Below are 12,791 nucleotides of genomic sequence, written 5' to 3' on the forward strand. Positions count from 1 at the left end.
CGTCGGTCCCGCCGGTCCCGGCCCGGCCGCGTCAGCGGTGCAGCGCCTTGCGCGCGAGCCAGTTGCCCAGCAGCTGCGCGACCTGCACGATCGCGATGATGACGAGCACCGTCACGACCACGACCCCCCAGTTGTAGCGCTGGTAGCCGTAGACGATCGCGAAGTTCCCCAGCCCGCCGCCGCCGATGATCCCGGCGATCGCCGACATGTCGAGCACCGCGATGAAGAGGAACGTGTAGCCGAGGATGAGCGGCGCGAGCGCCTCGGGCACGAGCACCGTCGTGATGATGCGCCACGACGACGCGCCCATGGCGCGCGCCGCCTCGATCACGCCCGGGTCGATGCCCACGAGGTTCTGCTCGACGATGCGGCTCGTGCCGAACGCCGTCATCACCGACAGCGGGAAGATGAACGCCTCCGTGCCGAGCGTCGTCCCGACCACCTGGAGCGTCACCGGCCCGAGCAGCGTGACGAAGATGATGAACGGGATCGGCCGCACGATGTTGACGAGCACGTTGAGCACGCCGAACACCCAGCGGTTGGCGAGCAGGTTGCCGCGTCGCGTCACGTAGAGCGCGATGCCGAGCGCGAGGCCCGCGACGCCGCCCGTGAGCAGGGCGACGGACACCATCTGGAGCGTCTGGCCGAACGACTCGACGAGGATCGGCCACAGCTGGGACCAGTCGCGGTTCATCAGCGGCCTCCGAGGTTGCCGTGGCGGAAGAGGGTGTCGCGGGCGAGGCCGTACGGGTCGCCCGGGTCGTCGTCGGTCGGGTCGGGGGCGTCCTCGTCGGCCGGAGCCGCGGCGAGGCGCGCGACGCGCGGGTCGTCGAGCGGGTGCTCCGCCGTCCCGAGGTCGACGACGTCGGCGCGCTCGCCCAGCGCGAGGAGGAACGGCGCGATGCGGTCCTCGGGCGCGTCGAGCTCGACGGTGAGCGACCCGAACGGCCGCTCCCCCACCTCGGAGATGCCGCCGTAGACGACGGACCCGTCGACGTCGTGCTCGCGCAGCAGGCGGAACAGGTCCGTCCCGGTGCTCGCGCCCTCGCGCACGCCGACCGTCACGAGCCGGCCCGGGTGGCGCTCGCGCAGGCGGGCGAGCGTCTCGCGCGACGGCCGGTCGTGCAGCGCGGTGCCGACGAACCGCTGCGCGGCGTCGGCGCGGGGCGCGGAGAAGACGTCGTACACGTCGCCCGTCTCGACGACCCGCCCGTGCTCCATCACGGCGACGCGGTGGCACGTCGAGCGCACGACCTCCATCTCGTGCGTGATGACGACGATGGTGATGCCGAGCTCGGCGTTGACGCGCCGCAGGAGCGCGAGGACCTCGCGCGTCGTCTCGGGGTCGAGCGCGGAGGTCGCCTCGTCGGCGAGGAGGATCGTGGGCTGCGCCGCGAGCGCGCGGGCGATCCCGACGCGCTGCTTCTGCCCGCCCGAGAGCTGGCGCGGGTACGCCTTCGCCTTGTCCGCGAGCCCGACGAACGCGAGGAGCTCCGCGACGCGCGCTGCCCGCTTCTCGCGCGACCAGCCCGCCACCTTGAGCGGGTAGGCCACGTTCCCGGCGACGGTGCGCGACGACAGCAGGTTGAACTGCTGGAACACCATCCCGATGCGCGAGCGCACCTCGCGCACGCGGCGCTCGGACAGGCCCGTGATGACCTGCCCGTCGACGACGACCTCGCCGCTCGTCACCGTCTCCAGCGCGTTGACGAGCCGCACGAGCGTCGACTTCCCGGCGCCGGAGTAGCCGATGACGCCGAAGATCTCGCCACGGCGGATGGACAGCGAGACGTCGTCGACCGCGTGCACGGCACCGTCGCCCTCGCCGAAGGTCTTGCTCACGTGGCGCAGCTCGATCGCGGGCTGCTCGTCACCACCCGGGTCGCGGGGGACGTCGGTCACGTCGGAATCCTCTCGTCGGAGGCCGGGCCGCAGGGCCGGGCCGCCTGGCGCGGTCGGGCGCCCGCCGTCGGGCGAGCCGTCCGCCTGCCATCGTCTCTCCCCGGCACGACGGCGCGCGAGGGCGGGCGCGTCGTGCACGCCCGCCCTCCCGTCGCCCGGGACGTGCCGGGGTCAGCCGCGGATGTCGTCCTCGATGCCCGCGAGGATCTCCTGGAGCTCCGCCGGGGAGTTCTCCTTGATGACTGCGGTGCCGCCCGACGCCTTCTTCTCGGCCTCGACGACCTCCGGCGAGTGCGAGAGCTCGGCGAGCTTGAGCAGCGTCTCGTCGTCCTTGTCCTCGGCGCGCGCGACCCACACGTTGATGTAGGGCTTCGCGGCGTCGGAGTCGGGGTCGTCCTGGAACAGGGCCTCGTCGGGCGAGAGGCCCGCGTCCTCGACGAAGTCGTTGTTGATGATCGACGCGTCGACCGACTGGAGCTGGATCGGGGTCTGCGCGGCGTCGACGGGCGTGACGGTCACCTTCGAGCTGGGCAGCACGTCGGCCTCGGTGGAGATGGAGCTCCCGCCGTCCTTGAGCTCGACGAGGCCGGCCTCCTGCAGCACGAGGAGCGCGCGGGCGAGGTTCGTCGGGTCGTTGGGCACGGCGACCTGGCCGCCGTCGGGGATCTGCTCGAGCGACGTGTGCTTCGTCGAGTACAGGCCGAGCGGGTAGACGGCGGTCGCGCCGATGGGCTGGAGGTCGTCGTTCGCGTCCACGTTGTAGCCCGCGAGGAACTGCAGGTGCTGGAACTGGTTCACGTCGAGCTCGCCCTGGGACAGCGCGGGGTTGGCCTGCGTGTAGTCCTGGAGGTCGACGAGCTCGACGTCGATGCCCTCGGCCTCGGCCTGCTCCTGGAAGACGGCCCACTTGTCGTCGGACGCGCCGACGACGCCGACGCGGATCGGACCCCCGTCACCGCTCTCGCCGGAGGCGCCGCCCGAGGAGTCGCCGCCACCGCACGCGGTGAGGGTCAGGGCGGCCGTCGCGGCGATCGCGGTCCAGGTCAGGCGCTTGCGGGTGGTGGAGAACGACATGGGGGTTCCTTCCGATGACGGCGGCGCGGTCACGGGTGGCGACCGGCACGGCCGGGAGTGCAGGGGGTCCCTGCGAGGCGGTGGGGTTCGGGGTGCTTCCGGCGGGCCATCAGCCACGCGGCGAGCGGGGGCCGGTCGTCGTCGAGGACGACGCGGCGGGTGCGGCGCAGGTCTCCCTGCGGGTCACGACGGCGTCAGCAGCCGCACATTCGCCCGGTGCGCACGCGGCGACAGCACGACGAGCCGGCGCAGGCTGCTGCGCGCGGGGCCGTGGTCACGACGTGCTGACGGGTCATGCCGACATCATGGGCACGACGGCGGCCCGCACGCCAATCTCCGACCGCGAAAGTCCACGATGTGGACCGGAAAGTGATCGCATGCCGGGAACGGAGGCGCCTCAACCGGGCGAAAAGCGGCGAATGCCGCGAGGTGGCGGGCGGCACACTCGGACGGTGGGGCGTGCGGTCCGGGGACGCAAAGGACCCCTCGCACACCCACCAGAGCTCACCTACCCTTGCTGCCTTCCGGCCCTGGGGGAGTTCGGCGAGATGATGCCGCACGAGGGGTCTGCACCCACCCTAGCCCAGGTCGGTGCCGCGCTCGAAACCCGCTCCACCGCGCGCCCCGCCGCGCGCCTGATCGCAGGCTCTCCGGAGGCGATTCGGCCGGGGCGCCGCCGTCCGGTATCCTCGTTGCGCTGCTGTCGGTGCGCATCCGTGCGTCGCCGACCGTCGCCAGGAGGATTCGCCTAGTGGCCTATGGCGCACGCTTGGAAAGCGTGTTGGGTTAACAGCCCTCGGGGGTTCGAATCCCCCATCCTCCGCAGACCGAAGGGCCCGCCGCACTCGCGGCGGGCCCTTCGTCGTCGGGGTGCGGGCGCACACCGAAAAGGCCCGTCGCACAGGTGCGACGGGCCTCTCGACGTCCCGACGGTCCGACGCGCCGGGACGTGGCGCCGGCGGTGCCGCCGACGGCTCCCCCCAGCCTACGGGTGTCCGGCCCGGAACGGCAGGGGTGGAGAGCCCCGGAGTCCCGGATCTTCGCCACATCCACCCACCCTGGGAGCCCCCTGGACCCCTGGACAGGCGTTGAACGCGTGTTTAGTCTATTGAACATGCGTTCAGAGCAGCCTCCGCGGACCGGTCGGGCCACGCCCGCGCCGTCGGGCACCGACGACCTCACGACCCGTGCCCGCATCCGGGACGCCGCGATCTCGCGGTTCGCGCGCGACGGGTTCGGCGCGCCGCTGCGCACCGTCGCGGCGGACGCGGGCGTGAGCGCGGCGCTCGTCGTGCACCACTTCGGCTCCAAGGACGGGCTGCGCCGGGCCTGCGACGCGTACGTGTTCGACGCCGTCCGCGCCGCGAAGACCGACGCGATCTCGCCGCAGGACCCGGCGGCCGGGCCCATGGCGCTGTTCACGCAGCTCGCCGGGATCGAGGAATACGCGCCCGTGTTCGAGTACACGCTGCGCAGCCTCCAGGCGGGCGGCGACCTCGCGCGGTCGTTCGTCGAGCACCTCACGCAGGTCACGCTCGAGTACATGGAGGACGGCGTCGCCGCCGGGGTGATCCGCCCGAGCCGCGACGAGCCCGCCCGCGCGCGGTACCTCGTCTCGCTCTCCCTCGGCTCGCTCCTCGTCGACGGCGCGCTGCGCGAGCGGACCGAGCCGCGCGACCCCGAGACCGACCTCCGCGAGTACGTCGAGCGCGTGATGCTGCCCGCGCTCGAGGTCTTCACCGAGGGGCTCTTCGTCGAGCCGACGCTGCTCGACGCGTACGTCCGGCACACCACCCACCAGGAGGAGACGCGATGACGAGCACGACCCCCGCCGTCGAGGTGCACGACCTGCGCAAGGCGTTCGGCCACGTGCAGGCGCTCGACGGCCTCGACCTGACCGTCCGCACGGGCGAGGTCGCCGGGTTCCTCGGGCCCAACGGCGCCGGCAAGTCGACCACGATCCGGGTGCTGCTCGGGCTGCTGCGCGCCGACTCGGGGACCACCCGGCTGCTCGGCGGGGACCCGTGGCGCGACGCCGTCGACCTGCACCGCCGCCTCGCGTACGTGCCGGGCGACGTGAGCCTGTGGCCGAACCTCACCGGCGGCGAGGCGATCGACCTGCTCACCCGGCTGCGCGGGCGCGTCGACCCGCGCCGCAAGGAGCTCCTGCTCGAACGGTTCGAGCTCGACCCGTCGAAGAAGGCGCGCACCTACTCCAAGGGGAACCGGCAGAAGGTCGCGCTCGTCGCGGCGTTCGCGTCCGACGTCGAGCTGCTCGTGCTCGACGAGCCGACGTCGGGCCTCGACCCCCTCATGGAGTCGGTGTTCACGCAGTGCGTGCGCGAGGTCACGGCGGAGGGCCGGTCGGTGCTGCTCTCGAGCCACATCCTCGCCGAGGTCGAGAAGCTGTGCGACACCGTGACGATCATCCGCGCCGGCCGCACCGTCCAGTCCGGCACGCTCGCCGAGCTGCGGCACCTCACGCGGTCGTCGGTCACCGTGGTGACCGACCGCGACCCCGCCGCCCTCGACGCGCTCGACGGCGTGCACGACCTCCTCGTCGAGCCCGGCGCCGACGGGACGCGGGCGCGGTTCGACGTCGACAACGACCACGTGGAGCCCGTGCTGCGCGCGCTCACCGAACTGGGGCTGCGGTCCGTCACGGTCACCCCGCCGTCGCTCGAGGAGCTGTTCCTGCGCCACTACGGCGACGAGCTCGCCCAGCTCGACGGGGCCGGTGCGCTGTGAGCGCCCCCACCGCGGCACCGCCCCGCGGCCGAGGCGCCGCCGTCGCTCCCGAGCCTCCCCGCCCGGGCCGCGCGGCGACGGGCTGGCTCACCCTGCTGCGCTTCGTCCTGCGCCGCGACCGGGTCCGCATCCCCGTGTGGACGGCGTCCGTCGCGCTCCTCTTCGGGTACGCGGCCGTCGCCCTCGACACGCTCTACCCGACGGCCGCCGACCGCCAGGCGCGCGCGGCGCTCGTCTCGAGCCCGGCCGGGATCATGCTGTCCGGGCCGCAGTACGGCATCGAGGACTACACGCTCGGCGCGATGATCGCCAACGAGATGGCGCTCACCGTCATGGTCGCGGTCGCGATCATGAGCATCTTCCTCGTCGTGCGGCACACGCGCGCCGAGGAGGAGACCGGCCGGGCCGAGCTCGTCCGGGCGGGCGTCGTGGGGCGGCACGCGCCCGCGACCGCGGCGTTCGTGGCGGCGGTCGTCGCGAACGCGGCCATCGCGCTCGCGACCGGCGTCGTGCTCGTCGCGACCGGGCTCGACGCCGTGGACTCCCTCGCGCTCGGCGCCGCCGTCGGGGTCACGGGCCTCGTGTTCGCCGCCGTCGCCGTCGTGACGAGCCAGGTCACCGAGCACGCGCGCGGCGCGAGCGGGCTCGCGCTCGCCGTGCTCGGCGTCGCGTTCCTGCTCCGCGCCGTCGGCGACGTGCAGGAGGAGCACGGGAGCTGGGTCTCGTGGCTCTCCCCCATCGGGTGGGCGCAGCAGATCCGGGCGTTCGTCGACCTGCGCTGGTGGCCCCTCGGCCTGTCCGTCGCGCTCGTGGTGCTGCTCCTCGCCCTGGGCGCGGCGCTCGCCGCCCGGCGCGACCTCGGCGCCGGGCTCGTGCCGCCCCGCGCGGGCCGGCCCGACGCCGCCCGCTGGCTCGCGAGCCCGCTCGCCCTGGCGTGGCGTCAGCAGCGCGCGTCCGTGCTCGCGTGGGCGATCGGGATCGGCGTCACGGCGCTCGCGTGCGGGACGTTCGTCGACTCGGTGGGCGACATGGTCGCGGCCAACCCCGAGGTCGCCCAGATGATCGGCGACGCGTCCGACCTCGTGGCCGGCTTCGTCGCCGTCATGGCGCTCTTCCTCGGGCTCGGCGCGGGCGGGTTCGCCGTCGCCTCGGCCCAGCGCGCGCGGGGCGAGGAGACCGCGGGGCGGCTCGAGCCGGTGCTCGCGACGGGTGTCGGGCGCGTGCGGTGGCTCGCGGGCCAGCTCGTCGTGACGCTGGTCGGGACGTGCGTGCTGCTGGCCGTGAGCGCCGTCGGGCTGTGGCTCGGCGCCCTGAGCGTCGGGGAGGACGCGTTCGGCCTCGGTGACTACCTCGCCGCGTCGTTCGCGTACCTGCCCGCGGTCGCGGTCGTCGCGGGGGTCGCGGTGGCGGCGTTCGGGTCGCGCCCGGGCTTCGCGGCGCTCGCGTGGGCGCTCCTCGCCTACTCGTTCGTCGTGACGATGTTCGGCGCCCTGCTCGACCTGCCGTCGTGGGCGAGCGGGCTCTCGCCCTTCTGGCACGTGCCCCAGCTCCCCGGGGCCGACGCCGAGCCGTGGCCCTTCGTGTGGCTCACGCTCCTCGCCGTCGTGCTCGTCGCGCTGGGCCTCGCGGGCTTCCGCCGCCGCGACGTCCCGCGCCCCTGACGCGTGGCCGTCGTGGGCTCCGGCTAGGCTCGATCCACCTTTTCCGACCACGGAGGTGACGGTCATGTCCACGCCCGACCGGAGCGACGCGACGCGCTCGGCCAGGGCCACCCTGCACGAGTGGGTCGACGCGATCCCCACGCGGGAGCCGACCGAGGGTGCCGGAGCCCGCGAGCCGCGCACGTGGGTCGCGGCCCTCGCGCTCGAGGGCACGTGGCTGGGCCTGTACCAGGACGCGTACCGGTTCACCGAGACGGAGTGGGACGAGCTCGTCGACGACCTCTCCCGGTACGCCGACGTCCGGCCGCCCGCGCGCGCCGTCGTGTTCCGCGACGTCGAGCTCGACGAGGACCCGTTCCGCGACGACGAGCGCCCGCTCGTGGACGCGGTGCTGCGGGTCGCGCTCGAGGAGGGGGTCGAGAACGTCACCTTCGCCGCGGTCGCGCGGCGGTGCGACCGCAGCGAGTCGACCCTGCGGTCGATGTTCGGGGACGCGGAGACGCTGGTCGACGACGTCGCGATCGAGGTCGTGCAGTCCGGGTTCGACGACCTCTCGCCGCTGCGGCTCGACCCGTCGCGCGCCGCGGTCGCGGCGTCCGTCGCGGCGCTCGACGACTCGCGCAAGGCGGCGGCGCTCCTGCGCCTCTACGCCCTCGGCGGGGTGGCGCGCGACGACGTGCCCGAGGGCCAGCACACGGTCCACGCGGACGTGCTGCGCGCGTGGCGGGAGGAGGGCGCGCCGTCGTCCCTCGTGCTCGCGGCGCTCGCGTGCGACGGCTGGCGGGCGGGCGAGCGGCAGCGCGCGCTGCTGTTCCCCCCGGCCCTGCCGGGTGCGGTCGTGCGCGAGCTCGCGCGCCTCGTCGACGACGCCGCGGGCCCCGTGACGCCGTAGCGGTCCCCTCACGGCCCGCGGCTCCCGCTCAGCGCCGGAGCTCGCGCTCCTGCACGACGCCGGGGCACGGGACCGCGACGACGTCACCACGCCGCAGGTCCTCGGGGAGCCGCGCCACGCCCCCGGCGCGACCGGGGGCGGGGTGCACGGTGAAGCGGCGCAGGGGTGCCGCCGAGACGCGGCCGACGAGCCGGGCCTCCTCGACCGCCGCGCCGCGCGCGTCGAGGTCGGCGTCGAGCCACAGCTGCCGGTGGTGGCCACCGAGGCGCGGGACGACGTCCTCCACCCCGGCGAGCACGACGCACCGCGGCGACGCCTCCCACAGCCGCCCGACGCGGCCCGGGTCGGCGCTCGCGGGCACGTGGACGGTCGGGGTCGCGCGCAGCCGGGCGCAGGCGGCGAGGCTCGTCCCGTCGACGAGCACGTCGTGCGAAGCGAGGACGGTGCCGCCCGGCCAGGCCGACGAGGGAGCGCCGCGCAGCGCGGCGAGCCGGGCGGAGAACGCGGTGTGCACGAGGGTCATGACTCCGGTCTACCGCGCGCGGCGGGGGCGGGAACCGGGCCTGACGGAACGCACACGGCCCGCGCCCGGATCCTCACGGCCTCCCGACGCGCGGGGCCGTCCGCCCGCGGGGAGGCTGCTCGCCGGCCGGCGTCAGGACGCCGCGGTCGGGGAGCCCGGGTCCGGCTCGAAGCGGTAGCCCATGCCCGCCTCGGTGAGCAGGTAGCGCGGGGCCGCCGGCTCCGGCTCGAGCTTCTTGCGGAGCTGTGCGACGTACAGGCGCAGGTAGCCCGTGTCGCTCACGTGCTGGGAGCCCCAGATCTCGGTGAGCAGCGTCTGCCGCGTGACGAGCTTGCCCGGGTTGCGGACGAGCCGCTCCAGCACCTGCCACTCCGTCGGGGTGAGCCGCACCTGCTCGGTCTGGCCGTCGCGCACGCGCACGACGCTGTGTGCCGACAGGTCGACGGTCACGTCGCCCAGCACGACGACCGGGGCGGAGTCCTCGTGCGCGACGCGGCGCGTGAGCGCGCGGATGCGCGCGAGCAGCTCCTCGATGGAGAACGGCTTCGTGACGTAGTCGTCGGCGCCCGCGTCGAGGGCCTCGACCTTGTCGGCGGCGCCCGTGCGCCCGGACACCACGAGGATCGGGGCGTCCGACCAGCCCCGGACGGCGTGGATCACGTCGAGGCCGTCGAGCTCGGGCATGCCGAGGTCGAGCATGAGGACGTCCGGGCGGTGGTCGATCGCACGCGCGATCGCCTGCGAGCCCGAGGTCGCCGTGATGATCTCGTAGCCCTGCGCGGTGAGGGTGATGCGCAGGGCGCGCAGGATCTGCGGGTCGTCGTCGGCGATGAGGATCTTCATGGCGCGCTGGTCTCCGGGGCGTCGGGGTGGGGCGTCGGGCCCGCGGCGGGCAGGGCCACGACCATGGTGAGCCCTCCGCCGGGGGTGTCCTCGGGGGTGAGCGTGCCGCCCATGCCCTCGACGAACCCCTTCGACAGCGCGAGGCCGAGCCCGAGGCCGGTCGTGTTGTCGGTGTCGCCGAGGCGCTGGAACGGCACGAACACGTCCTCGCGCCGCTCGGGCGGGATGCCCGGGCCGTGGTCGACGACGCGGATCTCGACCGACCCCCCGAACGCGCTCGTCGAGATCCGCACGCGCTCGTCCGGCGGCGAGTGCCGCGTCGCGTTGGCGAGCAGGTTGACCAGCACGCGCTGGAGCAGCACCGGGTCGGCGACGACCGCGGGGACGTCGAGCTCGAGGTCGAGCTCCACCTGGGCGGGCCCGAGACCGAGCTCGTCGAGCGCGGGCAGCACGACGTCGGCCGGCTCGACCTCGGTGCGCGACACCCCGAGGACGCCCGCCTCCAGCCGGCTGACGTCGAGCAGGTCGGTGATGAGCGTGCCGAGCGCGCCGAGGCTCTCGTCAGCGGTCGCGAGCAGCTCGTCCCGGTCGGCAGGGCTGAGCGCGCCGCGCGTCGAGCGCAGGCCGCTCACGGCGGCGGTCGCGGCGCTCAGCGGACGACGCAGGTCGTGGCTCAGCGCCGACAGCAGCGCGCTGCGCACGCGGTCGGACTCGGCGAGCTGGTCCATCTCGCTCGCGACCTCGGCGAGGTCGCTGTGCTCGAGCGCGGCCTCGAGCTGGACCGCGATGACGTTGAGCAGGCGCCGCTCGGACGCGGCGAGGTCCGGCCCGAACAGCTCGAGGTCCGCCCGGTCGTCCACGCGCACCGTGGTGCTGGGCGTGCCCGGCCCCGGGTCGCCGTCGGCCGCGAGCTCCGTCCCGGAGACGACGAGCCGCGCCCCCACCATGCCGAACGCCTCGCGCGCCCGGCTCACGAGGGCCTGCACGGCGTCCTGCCCGCGCAGGACGCTGCCCGCGACCGTGGCGAGCACCTCGGACTCCGCGGCCGCCCGCCGGGCCGCGCGCGTCGTGCGCGCCGCGCGGTCGACGACGACGCTCACGAGGACGGCGATGACGACGTACAGGACGAGGGCCACGAGGTGGAACCGCTCGCCCACGGTGATCGTGTGCAGGGGCTCGACGAAGAAGTAGTCGAGCGTGACGCCCGACAGGACCGCGGCGTAGACCGCGGGCCAGACGCCCCCGACGAGCGCGACGACGACGACGAGCAGCTGGTACGCCAGGACGTCGGTCACGAGCGTGTCCTCGTCGCGCGCCGTGACGAGGAGCCAGGTGAGCAGCGGTCCGCCGACGAGCGCGAGGACGAACCCCGCGACGCGACGCCGCAGGGTGAGCGCGCCGCCCGAGCGGGGCAGGCGTGCCCCTCCCCCGGCGGCGGCGTGGTTGACGATGTGGACGTCGATGTTGCCCGCCTCGCGCGTGACCGTCGCGCCGATGCCGGGGCCGCTGAGGGCCGACGCGAGCCTGCCCCGGCGCGAGACCCCGATGACGAGCTGCGTGGCGTTGACGCCCTTGGCGAACTCGACGAGCGCGGTGGGGACGTCGTCGCCCACGACCTGGTGGTACGTCCCGCCGAGCTGCTCGACGAGCGCGCGCTGGTGCGCGAGCGCGCCGGGGGCCGCGTCGCGCAGGCCGTCCTGCGTCGTGACGTGCACCGCGAGGAGCTGGCCGCCCGCCGACCGCGCGGCGATCCGGGCGCCGCGCCGCACGAGCGTCTCCCCCTCCGGGCCGCCCGTGAGCGTCACGACGACGCGCTCCCGCGCCTCCCAGGTGCTGTCGATCCCGTGCTCGGTCCGGTAGAGCTGGAGCGCCGCGTCGACCTCGTCGGCGAGCCAGAGCAGCGCGAGCTCGCGCAGCGCGGTGAGGTTGCCGAGGCGGAAGTAGTTCGACAGCGCCGCGTCGACGCGCTCGGCCGGGTACACGTACCCGCCCGCGAGGCGGTCGCGCAGCGCCTGGGGCGCGAGGTCGACGACCTCGATCTGGTCGGCGCCGCGCAGGACGGCGTCGGGGATCGTCTCGCGCTGCACGGCGCCCGTGATCTTCTCGACCACGTCGTTGAGCGACTCGATGTGCTGGATGTTGACGGTCGAGATGACGTCGATCCCGGCGTCGAGCAGCCGGTCGACGTCCTGCCAGCGCTTCTCGTGGGCGAGGCCCGGCGCGTTCGTGTGCGCGAGCTCGTCGACGAGCGCGACGTCCGGGCGCCGCGCGAGGACGGCGTCCAGGTCGAGGTCCGTGAGCGCGACGCCCCGGTGGGTCACGCGGACGCGCGGCACCACCTCGAGGCCCTCCGCCATGGCCGCCGTCGCGGCGCGGCCGTGGGTCTCCACGACCGCGACCACGACGTCCCGGCCCTCGTCGCGCAGACGGCGGCCCTCCTCGAGCATGGCGTAGGTCTTCCCGACGCCGGGCGCCGCCCCGAGGAGGACCCGCAGCCGTCCGCGCGCCATGCTCAGCCTCCGATCCGGTCCAGGTCGACGTTGAGCTCGAGCACGTTCACCGTCGGCTCGCCGAGGTACCCCAGCGCACGCCCCCCAGTGTGCCGCGCGACGAGCTCCTCGACCTGCGCGGTGGTCAGACCGCGCGCCGCCGCGACGCGGTCGACCTGGACGGCGGCGTAGGCCGGGCTGATGTGAGGGTCGAGCCCGGAGCCCGAGGCCGTGAGCGCGTCCACGGGGACGTCGGCCGGGTCGATGCCCTCGAGCTCCGCGACCTGGGCGCGCCGCTCCGTGATCGCGGCGACGAGGTCCTCGTTCTCGGGACCGAGGTTCGAGCCCGACGACGCCGCGGCGTCGTACCCGTCGCCCGCGGCCGACGGCCGGGGCTGGAAGTACTCGGGCAGGGGGTCGCCGTCGGCGTCGGTGAACGCCTGCCCGAGCAGGGCCGACCCGACGACCCGGCCCGCGCCGTCGTGCACGAGCGAGCCGTCGGCGCGCGCGGGCAGGACGAGCTGCCCGACGCCCGTGACGACGAGCGTGTACCCGACGCCGAGGAGGAGGGTGAGGACGAGCATCGCCCGGGTCGCGACCCAGACGACCCGCCCGGTGCTGCGTGCCGTGGTGTTCATGGGGTTCTCCTGGTCGTCGTG

At 74.7% G+C, this 12,791-nt stretch carries 11 protein-coding genes, 1 tRNA gene and 1 other RNA gene; 5 read left to right on the forward strand and 8 right to left on the reverse strand.

Annotation, left to right across the window (positions count from 1 at the left end):
• Window positions 1-31: 31 nt before the first annotated feature.
• The 4 genes from E1O70_RS17695 to ffs form a co-directional block, all read right to left on the reverse strand.
• Window positions 32-694 (reverse strand): methionine ABC transporter permease, encoded by a 663-nt coding sequence (locus tag E1O70_RS17695; RefSeq protein ID WP_021483094.1) that lies wholly within the window; start codon window positions 692-694, stop codon window positions 32-34.
• Complete coding sequence (locus tag E1O70_RS17700; RefSeq protein ID WP_082774752.1) at window positions 694-1,902, reverse strand: methionine ABC transporter ATP-binding protein; 1,209 nt, start codon at window positions 1,900-1,902, stop codon at window positions 694-696. The genes E1O70_RS17695 and E1O70_RS17700 overlap by 1 nt, the downstream gene beginning before the upstream one ends.
• 171 nt (window positions 1,903-2,073) lie before the next feature.
• Window positions 2,074-2,976, reverse strand: a complete 903-nt coding sequence (locus E1O70_RS17705) for a MetQ/NlpA family ABC transporter substrate-binding protein (protein WP_061268967.1) — start codon at window positions 2,974-2,976, stop codon at window positions 2,074-2,076.
• Window positions 2,977-3,450: 474 nt separating this feature from the next.
• Window positions 3,451-3,547, reverse strand: an RNA gene (gene ffs, locus E1O70_RS17710) — signal recognition particle sRNA small type.
• A 166-nt stretch (window positions 3,548-3,713) separates the two neighbouring features.
• On the opposite strand from ffs, the gene E1O70_RS17715 reads away from it, so the two are divergent.
• The 5 genes from E1O70_RS17715 to E1O70_RS17735 all read left to right on the forward strand — a co-directional run bounded on the left by E1O70_RS17715 (window position 3,714) and on the right by E1O70_RS17735 (window position 8,277).
• Window positions 3,714-3,799, forward strand: a tRNA-Ser gene (locus E1O70_RS17715).
• A 291-nt stretch (window positions 3,800-4,090) separates the two neighbouring features.
• A complete protein-coding gene (locus E1O70_RS17720) occupies window positions 4,091-4,792 on the forward strand; it encodes a TetR/AcrR family transcriptional regulator (protein ID WP_061268968.1) in 702 nt (233 codons plus the stop codon).
• Window positions 4,789-5,724, forward strand: a complete 936-nt coding sequence (locus E1O70_RS17725) for an ABC transporter ATP-binding protein (protein ID WP_061268969.1) — start codon at window positions 4,789-4,791, stop codon at window positions 5,722-5,724. The genes E1O70_RS17720 and E1O70_RS17725 overlap by 4 nt, the downstream gene beginning before the upstream one ends.
• Complete coding sequence (locus tag E1O70_RS17730) at window positions 5,721-7,385, forward strand: ABC transporter permease (RefSeq protein ID WP_128957732.1); 1,665 nt, start codon at window positions 5,721-5,723, stop codon at window positions 7,383-7,385. Before E1O70_RS17725 ends, E1O70_RS17730 begins: the two co-directional genes overlap by 4 nt.
• 64 nt (window positions 7,386-7,449) lie before the next feature.
• Window positions 7,450-8,277: a hypothetical protein gene (locus tag E1O70_RS17735; protein WP_061268970.1), complete on the forward strand. Its 828-nt coding sequence runs from the start codon at window positions 7,450-7,452 to the stop codon at window positions 8,275-8,277.
• Window positions 8,278-8,305: 28 nt separating this feature from the next.
• Here the strand turns inward: E1O70_RS17735 and E1O70_RS17740 are convergent, their stop codons facing one another.
• The 4 genes from E1O70_RS17740 to kdpC all read right to left on the reverse strand — a co-directional run bounded on the left by E1O70_RS17740 (window position 8,306) and on the right by kdpC (window position 12,770).
• Window positions 8,306-8,800 carry a hypothetical protein gene (locus tag E1O70_RS17740; protein ID WP_061268971.1) on the reverse strand — a complete coding sequence of 165 codons (495 nt, stop codon included), beginning with the start codon at window positions 8,798-8,800 and terminating at the stop codon, window positions 8,306-8,308.
• Window positions 8,801-8,932: 132 nt separating this feature from the next.
• The gene (locus E1O70_RS17745) at window positions 8,933-9,643 is read right to left on the reverse strand and encodes a response regulator (RefSeq protein WP_061268972.1); all 711 of its coding nucleotides are present in this window, start codon (window positions 9,641-9,643) and stop codon (window positions 8,933-8,935) included.
• Complete coding sequence (locus E1O70_RS17750; RefSeq protein ID WP_061268973.1) at window positions 9,640-12,153, reverse strand: sensor histidine kinase; 2,514 nt, start codon at window positions 12,151-12,153, stop codon at window positions 9,640-9,642. The genes E1O70_RS17745 and E1O70_RS17750 overlap by 4 nt, the downstream gene beginning before the upstream one ends.
• Window positions 12,154-12,155: 2 nt before the next feature.
• Window positions 12,156-12,770, reverse strand: coding sequence for a potassium-transporting ATPase subunit KdpC (gene kdpC / locus E1O70_RS17755; protein ID WP_061268974.1), 615 nt, complete (start codon window positions 12,768-12,770; stop codon window positions 12,156-12,158).
• Window positions 12,771-12,791 lie beyond the last annotated feature (21 nt).

Source organism: Cellulosimicrobium funkei (assembly GCF_004519295.1).
Classification (GTDB): Bacteria; Actinomycetota; Actinomycetes; order Actinomycetales; family Cellulomonadaceae; genus Cellulosimicrobium; species Cellulosimicrobium funkei.